The organism is Anaerococcus vaginimassiliensis (genome assembly GCF_900626155.1).
Lineage (GTDB): Bacteria > Bacillota > Clostridia > Tissierellales > Peptoniphilaceae > Anaerococcus > Anaerococcus vaginimassiliensis.
The window spans coordinates 1655745-1670533 of the sequence record NZ_LR130844.1; the positions used below are offsets into that span (position 1 = coordinate 1655745).

Annotated in this window: 23 protein-coding genes; 2 read left to right on the plus strand and 21 right to left on the minus strand. The window is 34.7% G+C overall.

Translation table 11 applies throughout. The annotated features are described in order from the left end of the window. Positions 1-66: 66 nt before the first annotated feature. Both E0D87_RS08105 and E0D87_RS08110 read left to right on the plus strand, forming a co-directional pair. Positions 67-390, plus strand: coding sequence for a type II toxin-antitoxin system Phd/YefM family antitoxin (locus tag E0D87_RS08105; RefSeq protein ID WP_068370120.1), 324 nt, complete (start codon positions 67-69; stop codon positions 388-390). Then, positions 387-716 carry a type II toxin-antitoxin system RelE family toxin gene (locus E0D87_RS08110; protein ID WP_049690779.1) on the plus strand — a complete coding sequence of 110 codons (330 nt, stop codon included), beginning with the start codon at positions 387-389 and terminating at the stop codon, positions 714-716. The genes E0D87_RS08105 and E0D87_RS08110 overlap by 4 nt, the downstream gene beginning before the upstream one ends. Here E0D87_RS08110 and E0D87_RS09135 read toward each other — a convergent pair. The 21 genes from E0D87_RS09135 to E0D87_RS08210 form a co-directional block, all read right to left on the minus strand. Continuing rightward, on the minus strand, positions 713-877 hold the full coding sequence (locus E0D87_RS09135) for a hypothetical protein (RefSeq protein ID WP_165442734.1): 165 nt from the start codon (positions 875-877) through the stop codon (positions 713-715). The genes E0D87_RS08110 and E0D87_RS09135 overlap by 4 nt on opposite strands. A 17-nt stretch (positions 878-894) precedes the next feature. After that, positions 895-1251 carry a hypothetical protein gene (locus E0D87_RS08115; RefSeq protein ID WP_044565579.1) on the minus strand — a complete coding sequence of 119 codons (357 nt, stop codon included), beginning with the start codon at positions 1249-1251 and terminating at the stop codon, positions 895-897. Positions 1252-1253: 2 nt separating this feature from the next. Further along, a complete protein-coding gene (locus E0D87_RS08120) occupies positions 1254-1850 on the minus strand; it encodes a major tail protein (protein WP_130820058.1) in 597 nt (198 codons plus the stop codon). Between the two features lie 161 nt (positions 1851-2011). Then, positions 2012-2338 (minus strand): hypothetical protein, encoded by a 327-nt coding sequence (locus tag E0D87_RS08125; protein WP_068370114.1) that lies wholly within the window; start codon positions 2336-2338, stop codon positions 2012-2014. Further along, positions 2331-2711 carry an HK97 gp10 family phage protein gene (locus tag E0D87_RS08130; protein WP_068370110.1) on the minus strand — a complete coding sequence of 127 codons (381 nt, stop codon included), beginning with the start codon at positions 2709-2711 and terminating at the stop codon, positions 2331-2333. Before E0D87_RS08130 ends, E0D87_RS08125 begins: the two co-directional genes overlap by 8 nt. Continuing rightward, positions 2708-3040, minus strand: coding sequence for a phage head closure protein (locus E0D87_RS08135; RefSeq protein ID WP_068370107.1), 333 nt, complete (start codon positions 3038-3040; stop codon positions 2708-2710). The genes E0D87_RS08130 and E0D87_RS08135 overlap by 4 nt, the downstream gene beginning before the upstream one ends. Beyond that, positions 3040-3312 (minus strand): head-tail connector protein, encoded by a 273-nt coding sequence (locus tag E0D87_RS08140; RefSeq protein ID WP_068370105.1) that lies wholly within the window; start codon positions 3310-3312, stop codon positions 3040-3042. Before E0D87_RS08140 ends, E0D87_RS08135 begins: the two co-directional genes overlap by 1 nt. A 10-nt stretch (positions 3313-3322) precedes the next feature. Then, the gene (locus tag E0D87_RS08145) at positions 3323-4513 is read right to left on the minus strand and encodes a phage major capsid protein (protein ID WP_068370102.1); all 1191 of its coding nucleotides are present in this window, start codon (positions 4511-4513) and stop codon (positions 3323-3325) included. A 2-nt stretch (positions 4514-4515) separates the two neighbouring features. Then, complete coding sequence (locus E0D87_RS08150; RefSeq protein WP_130820059.1) at positions 4516-5202, minus strand: head maturation protease, ClpP-related; 687 nt, start codon at positions 5200-5202, stop codon at positions 4516-4518. Then, on the minus strand, positions 5192-6466 hold the full coding sequence (locus E0D87_RS08155) for a phage portal protein (protein ID WP_068370099.1): 1275 nt from the start codon (positions 6464-6466) through the stop codon (positions 5192-5194). The genes E0D87_RS08150 and E0D87_RS08155 overlap by 11 nt, the downstream gene beginning before the upstream one ends. 39 nt (positions 6467-6505) lie before the next feature. Continuing rightward, positions 6506-6925: a nuclear transport factor 2 family protein gene (locus tag E0D87_RS08160; protein ID WP_002834879.1), complete on the minus strand. Its 420-nt coding sequence runs from the start codon at positions 6923-6925 to the stop codon at positions 6506-6508. A 44-nt stretch (positions 6926-6969) separates the two neighbouring features. Further along, entirely contained in the window at positions 6970-8559 is a 1590-nt protein-coding gene (locus tag E0D87_RS08165) for a terminase large subunit (protein WP_068370093.1), read from the minus strand. A gap of 92 nt (positions 8560-8651) precedes the next feature. Then, a complete protein-coding gene (locus E0D87_RS08170) occupies positions 8652-8882 on the minus strand; it encodes a DUF6900 domain-containing protein (protein WP_083329050.1) in 231 nt (76 codons plus the stop codon). Then, positions 8883-9215, minus strand: coding sequence for a hypothetical protein (locus tag E0D87_RS08175; RefSeq protein WP_068370089.1), 333 nt, complete (start codon positions 9213-9215; stop codon positions 8883-8885). 85 nt (positions 9216-9300) lie between these two features. Continuing rightward, positions 9301-9525, minus strand: a complete 225-nt coding sequence (locus E0D87_RS08180) for a DUF4314 domain-containing protein (RefSeq protein ID WP_068370086.1) — start codon at positions 9523-9525, stop codon at positions 9301-9303. A 43-nt stretch (positions 9526-9568) separates the two neighbouring features. After that, positions 9569-11011: a DNA cytosine methyltransferase gene (locus tag E0D87_RS08185; protein WP_094208055.1), complete on the minus strand. Its 1443-nt coding sequence runs from the start codon at positions 11009-11011 to the stop codon at positions 9569-9571. Between the two features lies 1 nt (position 11012). Further along, positions 11013-11609: an HNH endonuclease gene (locus tag E0D87_RS08190; RefSeq protein ID WP_068370080.1), complete on the minus strand. Its 597-nt coding sequence runs from the start codon at positions 11607-11609 to the stop codon at positions 11013-11015. After that, positions 11602-12855, minus strand: a complete 1254-nt coding sequence (locus E0D87_RS08195) for a site-specific DNA-methyltransferase (RefSeq protein ID WP_232300144.1) — start codon at positions 12853-12855, stop codon at positions 11602-11604. Before E0D87_RS08195 ends, E0D87_RS08190 begins: the two co-directional genes overlap by 8 nt. Continuing rightward, a complete protein-coding gene (locus E0D87_RS08200) occupies positions 12852-13634 on the minus strand; it encodes an S-adenosylmethionine synthetase N-terminal domain-containing protein (protein WP_068370079.1) in 783 nt (260 codons plus the stop codon). The genes E0D87_RS08195 and E0D87_RS08200 overlap by 4 nt, the downstream gene beginning before the upstream one ends. Positions 13635-13639: 5 nt before the next feature. Further along, positions 13640-14107, minus strand: a complete 468-nt coding sequence (locus E0D87_RS08205; RefSeq protein WP_083508594.1) for a P27 family phage terminase small subunit — start codon at positions 14105-14107, stop codon at positions 13640-13642. A gap of 222 nt (positions 14108-14329) precedes the next feature. After that, on the minus strand, positions 14330-14671 hold the full coding sequence (locus E0D87_RS08210) for an HNH endonuclease (RefSeq protein WP_479722806.1): 342 nt from the start codon (positions 14669-14671) through the stop codon (positions 14330-14332). Positions 14672-14789 lie beyond the last annotated feature (118 nt).

The following is a 14789-nucleotide window of genomic DNA, read 5'->3' on the forward strand; positions in this document are numbered from 1 at the left end:
ATATTTATCAGTGTTTTTATTGATGTTTTTATCGATTTCTGCTATACTTATCTTGAGGTGATAAGTATGAATTTTGTAAAAGAATTATCCAATAAGACTGTATCCATTTCTGAATTCAATCGAGGCCTAGCTGGACGTATTTTCGATGATGTCAAAGTGAACGGTTCCAAGGTCGTATTAAAGAACAACACTCCTGAGTGCATTCTTGTTTCCCCTGATGAATATACGAAACTCATTGATGAGCTCGAAGATGCAAGAGATATTATGCTTGCCAATACAAGGATGTCATCAATGGATAAATCCGATTTAATTTCTCAAGATGAATTTGAAGAAGCCTTCCATATCGATTTAAATGAAGTCTCTCCTCTTGATGAGGACGAAATCGAATGAACTATAAACTATCCTTTATAAAAGAAGCCATCCAAGACTATAAAGCCTTAGATGGATCTCAAAGAAAAATTGTCGATAAAGCACTTAAGAGGATCTTAATAAATCCTCTTCCTAATACTGAAGGTGGGTATGGCAAGCCTCTTTCTAACCTTTCTGATTCTAAGCTTGCTGGTCTTATGAAAATTAAACTTAAGAGTTCAGGTCTTAGGATCGTTTATAAATTGGAAAAATCAGATGATGAAGTTCTTGTCATTATTATCGGTGCAAGAGCCGAATCCAAAGTCTATAAAGATGCTGAAAAAAGAGTAGCTAAGCTTGAAGATTAGAACTTATCATAATCTTCTTGCGTAGCTACTTCTTTGTATTTATATTCATCGTTATTCTTTTCTGTAAACATATCATTTACAAGTCCAATTGTTAGTAGGGATAAATCAGAAACAGAAAGACCAAGTTCCACTGCCCTTAATAGAAACAAGGGTGTAGTCATTGGTCTTTCTGTTGGTCTTACTTTTTTTTAGGAACTTCTTCCGATTTTATATTAAGTCCCCACAACTCAATTAGCTGAGGTAGAATTTGGTAAATTGAAAAGGTTGAGAAATTATCTAACCATTCTTCTGGACTATCAGGAACAGATTTGTCTCCATGCTTTGCCATTACATAGGCTATATTTTCAAATAGTTCTAATGAACCTATATCAAGGTTAGATTTATCTTCATCATTTTTCTTCATGGACTTTTCTAATTCCATCAAGTCTTTGAAGATATCTCTTCCAAATTTAAGTCTATAGATTCTTGGGATAGCTGCTGATGCACGGAAAACAACATCTTTCCCATCAATTTGAATTTTCTTGGTTAGTGCCATATTTATTTACCTCCAACACTTGCTCTTGAAGGTGTTACTGTCGTTTCTGTTGGCATATAGACTGACTTATACCAACCATCGTAAGTTTCCTTCGTAGTTTCTTCACCTGTTCTAGCCTTTACATTTCCATTTGGAAGTGGTCTTGCTTGGATAGATAAGGTTTCTGGTTGAACTTCTCTTGATTCTTCATTAGTTTCTCCTTCGAGAGTAGGTCTTGCTGCTGAACAGTTATACATAACGTGACGGATTTTCTTTTGGTCTCCATCAAACTCAAATAACAGTGCAAAGTTTGCAGTTTCAGAGTTTGAAGACTCAATTAGAACTTTATTGGAGTCTGATTTTTCCATCAAAACATCAGTCCTAAAGGATTCTGGAATAAGAGCGATTTCCAAATCTCCGTCATATCCCATATTGTTTGAAATAGCGTAGTATTCAATTCCATCTGCATAAAAGCTTTCAGGCTCTCCATTTGGATCTAGTGAAATTGAAACAGCACCAGGCATCGGTACTGGTGTCTTATATTTAATAACGCCCTCTTCGGCTTTATCAAGGAGAGCGTAATGCACATTACAAATATTAAACTTTACCTTATTTGCCATAATTGTTACCTCCCATAAATTGTAGTGAGTCAGCTCCATCACAATTCTCTTCGCTCCTTATCAGTCGCAGAGAATTGGATTGCGTGACATCTGACCTACCTGCCACTCGCAAGGCTCGTGGGGTTAGGTCATTAACATTACAAATATTAAATTTAACTTTATTAGCCATTTTTTACCTCCATAGTAAATTCATAGAGAACCTCATAGAGTCTCTCTGATTCAATCCAAACTTCAGATTTTTCATAATAGATTTTTTCTCTATCAAGTATCTCTTCTATTTTTTCTTCTAATTTTAAATCTTTCTTATCAGTATAAAGCTCTAAGTCTATCTGGGTGTTTTTATAGAAAACTACTCCATCTGCACCAAAGTGCTTATTCTTTGGAAATAGGTAGACCATAAATGGGGGATCTGGACTTTCTCCCTCAGCAAAATGTGAATATGCAAAGGGAAGTCCCATATCTTCAATTATTTTTAATAGCCTATCCATTGTTTAGTTTCCTCATAATATTTTCTTCCAATTCTCTGATTCCTTTCTCTTCAGCTGGCCCAATGTGTGGCTTAGCAGACACTCTTCCACCTTGTCTTAGGACGTGACCTTTTTCAAGTAGATGAGCCAGCTGATATCTATTTCTTGAGTGAACTACAAGTTCTATTGAATTTGAAGTTTCTTTTATAGTTTTTACAGACCAAGATTTAGAATATTTCTTTGTTTCTCCTACAGGTGCATTTTCTTGTATGTCTTTTCTAATATTGCTACCAGCTTTTTTAACTTCCTTTTTGACTTCATCTGTTGCCATATCAGAATATTCTTCTAAGCCCTTCATTATTTCATTGGCGAGGTTTTCAATTTTTACATTCATCTACTCACCTTCCTACATCTAAACTTTATAAGTCTATTTTCATAGTTCATAAAGTCAATTGAGATGATATTGTACATTTCATCATCAAATAGAATTCTGTATTCTGAAGTGTTAATATTCTTTAACCTATTTTGAAATCTCACAGTAAAAGAAATATCTGACCTATCTACTTCCATCCCAAGAAAAACTTCTTCGCCTTTACCTTGAAAAGAAATATAGGCTGACGTTTCTAGATAATCCGTCCATACTGACTTATGGTTACCAATTCTATCCACCTCAACATTTTTATTTTGAAAGATTATTTTTCTATTTAAATCTGATATCCTCATTAGAACTCAGCCTTTCTCATTCCAAACAATAAAGCCCTTAGAGTTAAGTTTAATTCAGAATAATCTGCCTCTTCTCGGTGTTCATAAAGATAAGCAGTCATATAGAGGACAGCTATCTTTCCATTTGGATTTTTAGAAAGGTCTTCTTCACTATCAACTCTGGCTACATCCATGGAGTGTTTTATTGATGATTGGATGAGAGAATTAATCATCTCATCCTCATCATCAAAATCCACCCTTAAATAGGATTTTGCCTCTTCAAGAGTAATCATAATTTACTCCTTAGGCAGTGGCACCAATTTTTAATAGTTTAACTGCTTCTCTTAAAACTAGGATTCCATCAACTCTTTCTTTGCCTAAGAAACCAATCATGCCATTACCAGCAAATAGTTCCTTTAAGTCTTGGAAAGATCTATTTCCTCTATCTCCAATCTTGTAGTACGAAAAATCGCCAAAGGCTACAGCAAGTTTTCCTTTATCAGCTTTTGGAGCAAAGGCAGATGTGTAGGCAGGATATCCTAAAAGTCTATCTGGTTCTCCATCTTTAAGTGATGGTTGCCAAATATATGCACCATTAACATCTTTAAGCTTTCTAATTTGAGCAACTGTTGCATCATTTAATATGAAGGCTGCTTTCTTCCTATAAGGTCTGTCTAATGAGTAAACTAAATCAATTAGTTCATCCGCATTAATTGTTTGAGCCTTTGTTGTCAGGCCAAGTTCTCCACCCTTTTTAGAGTCAAAAATTCCTGTAGGTTTATTTACTCCATCTCCATTTAGGAAGGCATCCTCTTCAGCATTTGCTAGTGCTCTAGTAAATTCTTCAGTGATGTATTTTTCTAGATTAAAGGCTGCATCATAGAGAAGCTCTTCAGTTACTTTAATTCCAACATGAAGTTTATGTGCATCAAGAGATACTTGATCAAATGTGCCATCTCCAAAGGTTAGTTGACCACCTTCTTCAACCCATAGGGCAGCTGGTTTTGTAGCTGCAATATTGATTTTATGAAGTCCTGAAGTTTGAACTTTTGTAGCTAGTTTTCTTACAATATTTTCATCTTCAAGACCATTTACAATATCTGTTTCCATTTCTTCTGGAACTAAATATCCACCACTTTCATCTGTACCAACTTTTAATTCATTGGAAATATCTCTAAAGTTAGTTCTTAATGCTTTCATCATAGATTTCTTATAGACATTTCTTGCCCTCATTGGCTTTTCTTCTTCATTAAAAGTAGCAGGTTCATTTGTTAGTGCTTGAGTAGTAGGTTTTTCTAAGGATTTATCCATTTCTTCTTCCCTCTTCTTTCTTTCAATTTCACGAGTATAATTCTCGATAGTTCTTTCCATCTCTTCATATGTCTTAAAGTCTTCATCAGACATTAGACCCTTTTCATCTTTCTTAGATTCAGCAAATGCCTTTGCCTCATCCCAAGCCTTAGTTCTCTTTTCTAAAAGTTCTTTTAAATTCATAATTACCTCCAAGTGTTTTTAATTTTGTTTAATCTTTCTTCTACCTCACTCATTGAGTGAGTCTTTACTTCTTTATTTATCTTTGTTAAAAGTGAGTTTGTAACTGCTCGTCTTGAAAAAACCATATTAGTGACTTTTTCATCTTTTCTTTTGTCAGTGAGAGTTCCATCACAAAAACCCATCTCAATAGCCTTGTTCTTATCAAACCAAGTCTCTCCATCCATTAGATTAGAAATTTCTTCTCTTGATAAACCTGTCTTAATCTCATAAGCATTGATGATTGATTCCTTGACTTCCTTTAACATATCTATGGCTTTTTGCATTTCTTTTGAGTCACCAATGGCTACAGTTAAGGGGTTGTGAATCATCATTAGTGAGGTAGGACTCATCAATACTTCAGTTCCTGCCATAGCAATGACTGATGCTGCTGATGCTGCAAGCCCGTCAATCTTAATAGTCACATTTCCCTTGTGCTCTAAAAGCATGGTGTAAATACTTGATGCAGCTATACAATCTCCACCAGGAGAGTTGATCCACACAGTTATGTCTCCACTTTTATTTTTTAATTCTTCAAAAAAGAGCCTTGGTGTGATTTCATCATCAAACCAAGACTCTTCTGCAATTACTCCATCTATATAGAGTTCATTTGAATCCTTTTTCCAGTTCCAAAATATTTTATTATTCTTCATTAGGATTTATTTCTTCTCCTTTCTGCTGATAAAAACTACCAGCTTTATCAAGCGGTAGCATATTTCCATTTACAAGATATAAGTCTCCACCTTCTTCAGCTGATATCCTATCTAGGTTTTCTAATTCTCTTATGTCATTTGCACTCATCCAACCATTCTGTCTTCCTACAGCATATCCATTCATTCTTGATTCATAGTCTCCTCTTAGAAGTCCATCAAGGTTAAATTTAATAAAGTAGGATTCTTTTTCTTTCTTTGTTAGTAGTGCTCTTTCCAAAGATTGCTCCCAACGAACAATCCAAGGGTCAAGAGTGTATTTAACAAACTCAAGTGACTGCTGTTCTATATTTGAAAATGATGACCTCTCTAGGTCGCCGATCATATGAGGTGGTATTCTGAATATTCTTGCTATCTCATTTAGCTGAAATTTTCTGGTTTCTAAAAACTGGGCTTCACTTGGTGCTATTGCTATGGGTTGGTATTTCATCCCTTCTTCAAGTACAGCCACTTTGTTGGCGTTCTTAGGCCCTTGAAAGGCTGCATTCCATGACTCCCTTACTCTTTCTGGGTCTTTGATAATACCTGGGTGTTCTAAAACTCCACCTGGCTGTGCTCCATTTTGGAAGAAAGATGCACCATAATCTTCACAAGCCATAGCCATACCAATAGCATTTTTAGCCATGGTAATTGGTGAGTAGCCAATAAGGCCATCAAAGCCAAGTCCTGGAATATGAAGGACATCTCCTTTTAAAAGATAAACTTCTTCTGATTTATGATTGTATTTATAAAATATTTCTCCTTCTTCACTTCTCATAACAGTCATCTTGTTTGGCATTAGTGGGTAGAGACCAATAACCTCATTTCTTCCATTACGAATTATCTGAGCATAAGCATTACCCCAAAGTAGTAGATGGGTCATTAGTGTTTCTCTAAATACAAATGAAGTCATCTCAGTATTTGGTTCATCGTGCAAAAGAAAATATATGGCATGGCCTTTTGCTTTTTCCTTAGAGTTTGAATCTCCTCTTTTATATAGATGAAGAGGAAGTCCTGCTAAGGTTTCAGCAAGAACTCTCACGCATGAATAAACTGCTGTCATTTGCATAGCAGTAAATTCGTTGACATTCCTTCCTGCTGCAGTTCTTCCAAATAAAAAAGACGATGAAGATATCCTCTCCCCGTCTTTAGGTTTGTCTCTTGACTTGAATATTAAATCTAAAATGTTTATATTACCACCTCCTAAAAGTAGGCATGAAAAAAGCACCTACTAATGTAGATGCTAAAAAAATATCATGAATATATGTTAAAACCACTTTGACTTTTCTTTTCTAAATTTAGGAATCTCTCCATAAGCATATGGATTATAATTATCTATATTACATCCAAATTCTTTTAATTCTATTATTTTATTATCAAAATCCCATTTAACCAAAGAAATTCCATTAAATTCATCAATTTTCCCATTATTCATCACTGATTTAAAATGCCATTCCACAATTGATTGGTCTTTAAAGTCTAAAAATTGTACAATATCCCATGTTTCAACTTTTGCACGACTGTTCCATTCTTTAAACCATAACTCGAGTGTACTGCGATTATTATACTTTGGCCCCCAACTTTCTGTATACACAATATCATTAGCAAAAATATCTTTAATTCCTAAGTCTTGTTTTTTTATCCACATATCAAACCATAAACGAATAATATCTTCTCTATTCCTCATGAATATCACCTCAAAAATGTTTCTATTTTATTTATATACCCATATTAAAAAACAATCAGACCCCTATCGTCATAAACAGATTCACTTGTATCATTGCCACACCTTATAGCCCTGTCAAGTGCCATAATTGTAGCTATAACTCCATCTATTTTTTCTGTAGACTTTTCTTTGTCTGCCTTTATGTTTCCAGCTGGATCTGTTCGAATAAAGATATTATCCATCATCCACCTTAATACTGGATGACCTCCATGGGCTATTTTTCTTTCGAGAGTTAGTTTCATTAGTTCTTTAGTTGGTGGAGACATATCTTTAAATCCTTGACCAAATGGAACTACTGTAAAACCCATGCCTTCTAAGTTTTGAACCATCTGAACTGCTCCCCACCTGTCAAAGGCAATTTCTCGGATGTTATATTTCTCACCTAAGTCTTCTATAAATTTTTCTATAAACCCATAATGAACAACATTACCTTCTGTTGTCATAATATAGCCTTGTTTTTCCCATAGGTCATAGTTTACATGGTCTCTTTTTACTCTTAGGTCGAGGTTGTCTTCTGGTAACCAAAAGTAAGGTAATATTTGATATTTATCATCTTCGTCTATTGGAGGAAAGACTAAAACAAAGGCTGTAATATCCGTTGTGCTTGATAGGTCAAGACCTCCATAACAAACTCTGCCTTTTAATTCTTCTTCATTAACAATAAAATTACATAGGTCCCATTTTTCCATAGGCATCCACCTAATTGCTTGCTTGACCCATTGGTTAAGTCTTAGTTGCCTAAAGGCATTTTCTTCAGTTGGGTTTTGCTTAGCCGATTCACAAGCTTGTCTTACTTTTTCTATAGGAACTGTAATTCCAAGAGACGGATTTGCCTTATGCCATACTTTTTCATCTGTCCAATCGTCTTCTCTATCTGCTCCATAAATCACAGGATAAAAAGTTGGATCAGTTTTTCTTCCTTCCAGTATATCAACTGCCTTTTGATGCGTCTCATAGCAGATTGATTTTGTATCTGTTCCTGCAGTTGTTATAAGAAAATATAGAGGTTGGGTTCTTGCATCGCCAGACCCTTTTGTCATAACATCAAATAATTTTCTATTTGGCTGAGTGTGAAGTTCGTCAAATACGACACCATGAATATTAAATCCGTGTTTGGAATAAGCCTCTGCAGATAGAACTTGATAGAAAGAATTGGTAGGTTTATAAATCATCCTCTTTTGAGATGCTAGAATTTTTACTCTTTTAGATAAGGCTGGGCTCATCCTTACCATATCAGCTGCAACATCAAAGACGATTGTTGCTTGTTGCCTATCAGCAGCACAACCATAAACTTCTGCTCTTTCCTCTCCATCACCGCAAGTAAGGAGGAGTGCTACAGCAGCTGCAAGTTCTGACTTTCCCATTTTCTTTGGTATTTCAATATAGGCTGTATTAAATTGTCGATACCCTGTATCTTTCACAATTCCAAACAAGTCTCTAATGATTTCTTCTTGCCAGTCAATAAGCTTGAAATCTTTACCTGCCCATCTACCTTTTGTATGTTTTAGGCATTCTATAAAGGTGACAGCATAGTCTGCTTTATTTTTATCATAGTGAGATGTAGGTAGCATAAATTTTGTTGGTTTATATTTCATTTGACCTCCTTCCTTGAAAAATAGGCATAAAAAATACTAGCCGTTAGCTAGTTCACTACGAGAAAAAGAGCCTTCGCTCAATTTCTTGATTTCTAATTATTTTGTTTTCCTAATTCATAGGCCTCTTTTAACATTTCTTTTAATGACCATACTGAAACTTCTAAAAAGTCTTCTGAATCATTGTTTCTTTTTTCTAAGTCTCCTCTTTCTTCTATTGCATAAGAATGTTTCTTGGCAATTTCTAAAAGTGCTTTATCTCTTTTTTCATTAATTCTTTTGGTGGCCTCTAAAAAGCATTGCCTTTTCAATTCTTGGTTTGTCATTTATCTCACTCCTCTTTTCTTATTCTTTTGGAGATTGTCTATAAAGTCATCAAACCATTTCGCTCCAATCTCAAGTCTTATAATTGGAAGTCTTCCTAACTTGTTGTATTTTAAACTTACTATCCTTAAGTCTTCAGGAAGGCTAGTTCCATAAAATTCGTTAATTGTTTTTCCCATTGTGATATAAATTGTGTCATCTTCAAGGTAGTCTTTTAAATAATCTTGGAAAGCTAAGTCTCCATTTTCTCCTTCGTAAAGTCCAAGCATTGTAATTGCTGAAGAGTCGATTAACTCATTTAAATCTTCCTGTGTTTTCATGTATTTGTATGCCATATTTTTCTCCTTATCTTTTTGTATGTACATATAACCGTACTGTCAAAAATAAGTCAAGTTAATTAAAGGATATAATGGCTATATTTCAACCTTTACTCGATATCTTTTCTATTCTATCCACTCTGAAAATTACATTTAACATTGAACCATTATCCCATTTTACTAGGATTGATCCAATGGCATCCACCCCGTAAACTGTGCCTAAAGTTCCAACTGGAGGTGCTTGGTCATCTTCCATTTGGATTAGTTTCACTCTCGTACCTACTGGATACGCCTCTTTTAATTTTTGTATAATTTCCCTTGAAATCATCTAATCACCTCACACACATATATCACTTAATTCAAGATTTATATCAAGTCTTATTTGCAGTATTTATAAGTCTTTTGAAAATATATATAGCGCATGGAAGAGCAATTCCATTGCCCCACATTTTATATTCTGCAGAATCAGTATGAGGATTTTTAAGCCATTTTAATATCTGCTTATCTGTTTTCTTCTTTTTAAGACCTTTTATTTCAGCATCCTTATCAAAAACTTCTCTCCAAAAAGACAAGTCCTCATCTGTTGGATTTTCTATTTCTAAGTTATCACACCAGTAATCTGGGAACCCTTGTAATCTTCCACATTCTTTTGGTGTTAGTCTCCTTACAAGTCTCTGGTTTACAAGCGGTGGGTCTTTATAATCAGTAGCCAGTAAAGGTGATGATATATTTTTATCTGCTTTTGTAAAATATGAGTTCTTACTCATTGAATAGGTATCTTCAACAATAGCTACCCCTCCTTGATTCCTGGTAGGCGTATTTCCAGATGTATCTATAGTCCTTGAAACGTCACACTCGTAAATATTATGTCTTTCATTTTTAGTATTTTCTGAAGTTTGTCTTATATCGTAGACTACAAATGGTTGGTTATTTCCACCTTGTCCTAAGTTTGATGCAAGTGTTTGTGTTTCTTTTAATGGTCCTTTATACCTTGAGTCTTGACTGTGATTTTCAAAAACGAATGGTGCAATTCCTCCACTTGCTCTCAAGGTTCCGCTTTCATCAGAATAAAAGTCCATCCTTTCTCCACCTTGGTCATTTAAACAGATTGTTCTATTAAAGCTTTCTTTAATGGCTCTGGTATTTCTTTTCCCTTTCTCGCAGCCCTGTGAAGTATTCCCTGACAAGCTTTTTTGCTCAAATAATATTTCTCTGGAACTTCCTCCATCAAGATCTGCGACAAGGAAGATTCTTCTCCTTCGTTGGGGTACTCCAAAGTATTTAGCATCAAGGACTCTCCAAGCAAGGGAAAAATTGTCTCCCAGGATTTTTCCTGCACTTTTCCACCTCGAAGGTCGAGGAAGTTTAATTGTGGAATCTTTAATTCTTGTAATTTCTTCAAGGACGCATCTAAAATCCTCTCCTTTGTTAGATGAGAAGGCTCCTGGCACATTTTCCCATAGTAGGTATCTTGGATACTTACCATTAGTTTTACACCTCATTTCTTTTATAACTCTTGTGGCCTCATAAAAAAGGTTGGATTTTTCTCCTTCAAGTCCTGCCCTTTTACCAGCAATTGATAAATCTTGACAAGGACTGCCAAAGGAGATAATATCAACGGGTTCAATTCCATACCCGTCGATATCTTTTATATCTCCTAAATGTTTAATTTGAGGTAGGTTTTTCTGTGTAACTCTTATTGGAAAAGGCTCAACCTCCGATGCCCATATAGGTTTTATTTCACAAAAAATAGCAGCTAAAGGAAATCCTCCACTGCCGTCAAATAGTGAACCTAATCTTAGTTCTTTATTCATCTTAAATACCCCAAAAATCAAAAAATGCACTACTTGCTGCTAAATCAGCATATGGTGTGCATTTTTCAATAACCTTATTTTCTATCCATTTTGGAATAAAATCAATTTTATTATATTGTCCAAAACCACCAAACAAACACTTCATGGCAACATTTCTAGCTTTTACAGCGTCATCAAATGTATCGTAGTAGCCCAAGTGAATATCTTTGCCACTAATTTTTATTCTTGCTCTAAACTTATTTCTTGGTTTATAGAAACTTACTCCAACAACTCCAGAAGTATTATTTTTTTGCAAGCCTTGATTTATTTGATTCTGCTGATGAGTGCAATACCTTATATTACAGGCTCTATTATCTAGAGTATCCATGTTAATGTGATCTATCTCAAAACCATCTATGTGAGGAAATAAATAATCATGTAGGACTCTACCTTTTGAATCCATCATGTACATATTTTCATAGCCTTGTCTACAATAATAGAAATTCACATTTTTTATTTCATTAACTCTATTTGCATCTAGTTTGAAAATTACACCGTCTTCAGTTTCTCCTAAAGCAATACCAGAGTCTTCAGATAAATAATATTTTATGTTACTCATCTTTTAGAACCTCCGAATACTTGTATTCTTTACCTTCTCTTAGAAGTTTTATCTCATCATCACTACCAACTAGATTTAAATATCTTTTTACTGCTACATCAACAAATTTAGGTTCTATTTCTATTCCATAGCAGATTCGATTAAGCTCCTCACAGGCAATTAATGTAGATGCACTTCCTAAAAATCCATCAAGGACTAAGCCATTCGTTTGTGTAGATTGTTTAATTAGGTAGGCAATGAGAGGTACTGGTTTTGATGATGGATGACCACATCCTTCTTTTTCTGAATCTTTAATTCCATCGAATTCAAAGACTGCTGTTTGTTTTTGATCTCCATACCAGTTATGCTTTCCATCTTTTCTCCAACCAAAAATAATAGGCTCCATATTAAATTTCCAATCTGTTCTCATGAAAGGAGCTCTTGGTTTTTTCCAAATAAGCCCTGCACCAACTTTAAATCCTGCATCTTCAAAAGCATCATAGAAAACTCTAGCTTTCATAGTTGCATAGAATTCATAAATTGATGCATCCTTAGCCATTGCGTCTTTAAAGTTTGTAAAGACCTTCATTAAAAATTCATAGGCCTCTTTATCATTTAAGTTGTCATTTTTAATTGTTCCCGATTTATTTTTTAATTCAACAAAATATGGTGCATCGGTACATACTAAATTGACCTTAGTTTCGCCTAGTAACTTTTCAAAAGTATCCCATAGAGTAGAATCTCCACAGATAACTTTATGTCGACCTAGAGTCCAAATATCTCCTTCCTTGGAAAAAATAGGCTTTTTAAGTTCTTCTTCAACATCAAAGTCATCTTCTTCAGCCTCTACGCCAAGGTCAAAGAGCGAAGATAATTCTTCAGTTGAAAATCCTGTAAGCTCTACATTAAATCCATAATCTTCTAGGGATTCAATTTCAACTCTCAATAGTTCTTCATCCCAACCAGCATCAAGACTTAGCTTATTATCAGCAAGTACATATGCTTTTCTTTGTGCCTCTGTGAGATGATTTTCTAAAATACATGGAACTTTATTTAGTCCTAGTTTCTTAGCCGCTAGAAGTCTGCAATGTCCTGCTGTAATAACATTCTCATCTGAAATTAAGATAGGATTTAAAAATCCAAATTCTTTTATAGATGCAGCTACCTTATTAATTTGTTCGTCAGTATGTGTTCTAGCATTATTAATATATGGGATGAGTTCATCTACATTTTTTAATTCATATTGTAATAGTCCTTCTTTCATCATATTAGCCCCCACTTAGCAAATTCCTCAAAACCACCAATAGAGTTAATGTAGTTTCTAGCAATTTCTACAATTTCTGAATATGGTCTACCATCAACAGTTTCATCCCCGATTGCACAGGATAATTCAATCTCTTTATTTTCATCTTGTGCCTTTAGGTGGGCATAAATATTAACTGATACATCGGCCTTGGATAGGTCTTTACCATGAAGGCCTCCACCCGTTACTGCTCGTCCCATATCTGAGCCGAGTTTTCTATTTGTCGCTCCAGTATCAACATTAAATCCTCCAGTCCAATCTCCAAGTGGATTCACGATAGTTTTTGGATAAATTGATTTTAAGATTTCTGTAGATATATTTGACTGGCATATGATGAGTTTATCTCCATCAAGAATGTATTTTCCATCGTAAGGATAATTAGAAAAAATTTCACGAGCAATTAGAGATAGTTTCTTTTCTTCATCTGATATAGGTACTCCCTTAAAGATTCCATTGTCACCACATCTTATCTTTTCTTTTTGATTATTTGATAGGTGGATATCCTGTTCTACTATTTTAATATCTGCTTTGATATCTCCAGCTATCCTCTTAATCGCTGTTTCAATTTCTTTTTTATTTAGATTACAATCTGTTTCTATAATTACATGACAATTTCCATGTCCCAGCAAAACTTCAACTGCTATTTTAGGATTATCTTTTGCTTTATATGCTAAATCTACAATTGCACCAGCGATGCAATCTGCTATTTTATCTGGATGCTTTGGATTTACTTTTTCAAACAAATTTATTACCTCCTCTGTCTTAGTAATTTTTCCATCATATCTTCTCCATAATCTTCATAAACTTCAGTACAGTTTTCTTTCACTATGTCATAAATTTCATACCATAGAAGATTTGCTGTCTTTTGAAACTGACTAGACATCTGTACAAATGGAGATGCAATAACTCCACCAGTTGTAGGATGCTTTCCTAAAAGTCCAAATTGACTTATTGCCTCTTCACATTGAATGTATCTTGCAAAAGCCTGGGAGTAGGATTCTAATAATCTTGGATTTACTAAGTTTTCACAGTTTCTCTGTTTTAACCAACCCCATGTCTCTTTATATATTTCATCTGCACCTAGTGGTATTCCATTCTTTTGTTTTGCAGATAGATAATCACTAGGTGCTGGCATATCTGTTCCATCAAGAACTGCTCCATCTGGTAAGTCAACTGCATCTATTTCTTCTGGAGTGAATGTTGGAATATCATTCATTAGTATTTCTACTTTTTTACCTTTTTCTATTTTTTCAACAGCAGGCTGTGGTTTTCCTCCTGCTTTTACTCTTCTTCCACCTCTATATGTTCCGTCTTTAGCGATAGTATCACCTCCTAGTTTATTATTCTTTAATAGGGCCTTTGAACCCGTTTTTTTGTGCGTGAGAGGGCGGCACCGTTGGTAGGGAAATCAGCTTTTAAGATAACGACTCCCCCTCCCTCAAAACTTTTCTCGTCCAAATCTATCTCCACTCTTTGCATGAATCTTTGAATGACAAGATTTACAAAGACTCATAAGATTATCTTCGTCATTAGTTCCACCACGAGAAAGAGGAAGTATGTGATGTACTTCCTCTACCTTTGTCATTCTATTTTCTTTTAAACACATTTCACAAAGTGGATGTTCACTGACATATCTTTTTCTTATAAGTCTCCACGCTTTTCCATAACGCTTGTGAGTTTTAGGGTCTCGTTTATATTTTTCATAGTTTTTGTTGTATTCTTTCTCATGTTTCTTACAGAATCGTCCATCAACTAACTCTGGACAACTGGATGTGAACATGGTCTCTTAGGTTTTCTTGGCACTTTATCACTCCATAAAGAAAGCCTCGAAGATTAAATCTTCAAGGCTCTATTAATTATTCTTTTGCTATTTTAATAATACTACAACTCCATAGTGA

Bases quoted from the DNA above. Each gene is read 5' to 3' on its own strand.
- E0D87_RS08120 (WP_130820058.1), bottom strand. From the start codon at position 1,850: ATGGCAAATAAGGTAAAGTTTAATATTTGTAATGTGCATTACGCTCTC.
- E0D87_RS08140 (WP_068370105.1), bottom strand. From the start codon at position 3,312: ATGATTACTCTTGAAGAGGCAAAATCCTATTTAAGGGTGGATTTTGAT.
- E0D87_RS09135 (WP_165442734.1), bottom strand. From the start codon at position 877: ATGACTACACCCTTGTTTCTATTAAGGGCAGTGGAACTTGGTCTTTCT.
- E0D87_RS08145 (WP_068370102.1), bottom strand. From the start codon at position 4,513: ATGAATTTAAAAGAACTTTTAGAAAAGAGAACTAAGGCTTGGGATGAG.
- E0D87_RS08125 (WP_068370114.1), bottom strand. From the start codon at position 2,338: ATGGATAGGCTATTAAAAATAATTGAAGATATGGGACTTCCCTTTGCA.
- E0D87_RS08170 (WP_083329050.1), bottom strand. From the start codon at position 8,882: ATGACAAACCAAGAATTGAAAAGGCAATGCTTTTTAGAGGCCACCAAA.
- E0D87_RS08210 (WP_479722806.1), bottom strand. From the start codon at position 14,671: ATGTTCACATCCAGTTGTCCAGAGTTAGTTGATGGACGATTCTGTAAG.
- E0D87_RS08190 (WP_068370080.1), bottom strand. From the start codon at position 11,609: ATGAGTAACATAAAATATTATTTATCTGAAGACTCTGGTATTGCTTTA.
- E0D87_RS08115 (WP_044565579.1), bottom strand. From the start codon at position 1,251: ATGGCACTAACCAAGAAAATTCAAATTGATGGGAAAGATGTTGTTTTC.
- E0D87_RS08160 (WP_002834879.1), bottom strand. From the start codon at position 6,925: ATGAGGAATAGAGAAGATATTATTCGTTTATGGTTTGATATGTGGATA.
- E0D87_RS08105 (WP_068370120.1), top strand. From the start codon at position 67: ATGAATTTTGTAAAAGAATTATCCAATAAGACTGTATCCATTTCTGAA.
- E0D87_RS08180 (WP_068370086.1), bottom strand. From the start codon at position 9,525: ATGATTTCAAGGGAAATTATACAAAAATTAAAAGAGGCGTATCCAGTA.
- E0D87_RS08195 (WP_232300144.1), bottom strand. From the start codon at position 12,855: ATGATGAAAGAAGGACTATTACAATATGAATTAAAAAATGTAGATGAA.
- E0D87_RS08110 (WP_049690779.1), top strand. From the start codon at position 387: ATGAACTATAAACTATCCTTTATAAAAGAAGCCATCCAAGACTATAAA.
- E0D87_RS08135 (WP_068370107.1), bottom strand. From the start codon at position 3,040: ATGAGGATATCAGATTTAAATAGAAAAATAATCTTTCAAAATAAAAAT.
- E0D87_RS08205 (WP_083508594.1), bottom strand. From the start codon at position 14,107: ATGAATGATATTCCAACATTCACTCCAGAAGAAATAGATGCAGTTGAC.
- E0D87_RS08150 (WP_130820059.1), bottom strand. From the start codon at position 5,202: ATGAAGAATAATAAAATATTTTGGAACTGGAAAAAGGATTCAAATGAA.
- E0D87_RS08130 (WP_068370110.1), bottom strand. From the start codon at position 2,711: ATGAATGTAAAAATTGAAAACCTCGCCAATGAAATAATGAAGGGCTTA.
- E0D87_RS08185 (WP_094208055.1), bottom strand. From the start codon at position 11,011: ATGAATAAAGAACTAAGATTAGGTTCACTATTTGACGGCAGTGGAGGA.
- E0D87_RS08175 (WP_068370089.1), bottom strand. From the start codon at position 9,215: ATGGCATACAAATACATGAAAACACAGGAAGATTTAAATGAGTTAATC.
- E0D87_RS08165 (WP_068370093.1), bottom strand. From the start codon at position 8,559: ATGAAATATAAACCAACAAAATTTATGCTACCTACATCTCACTATGAT.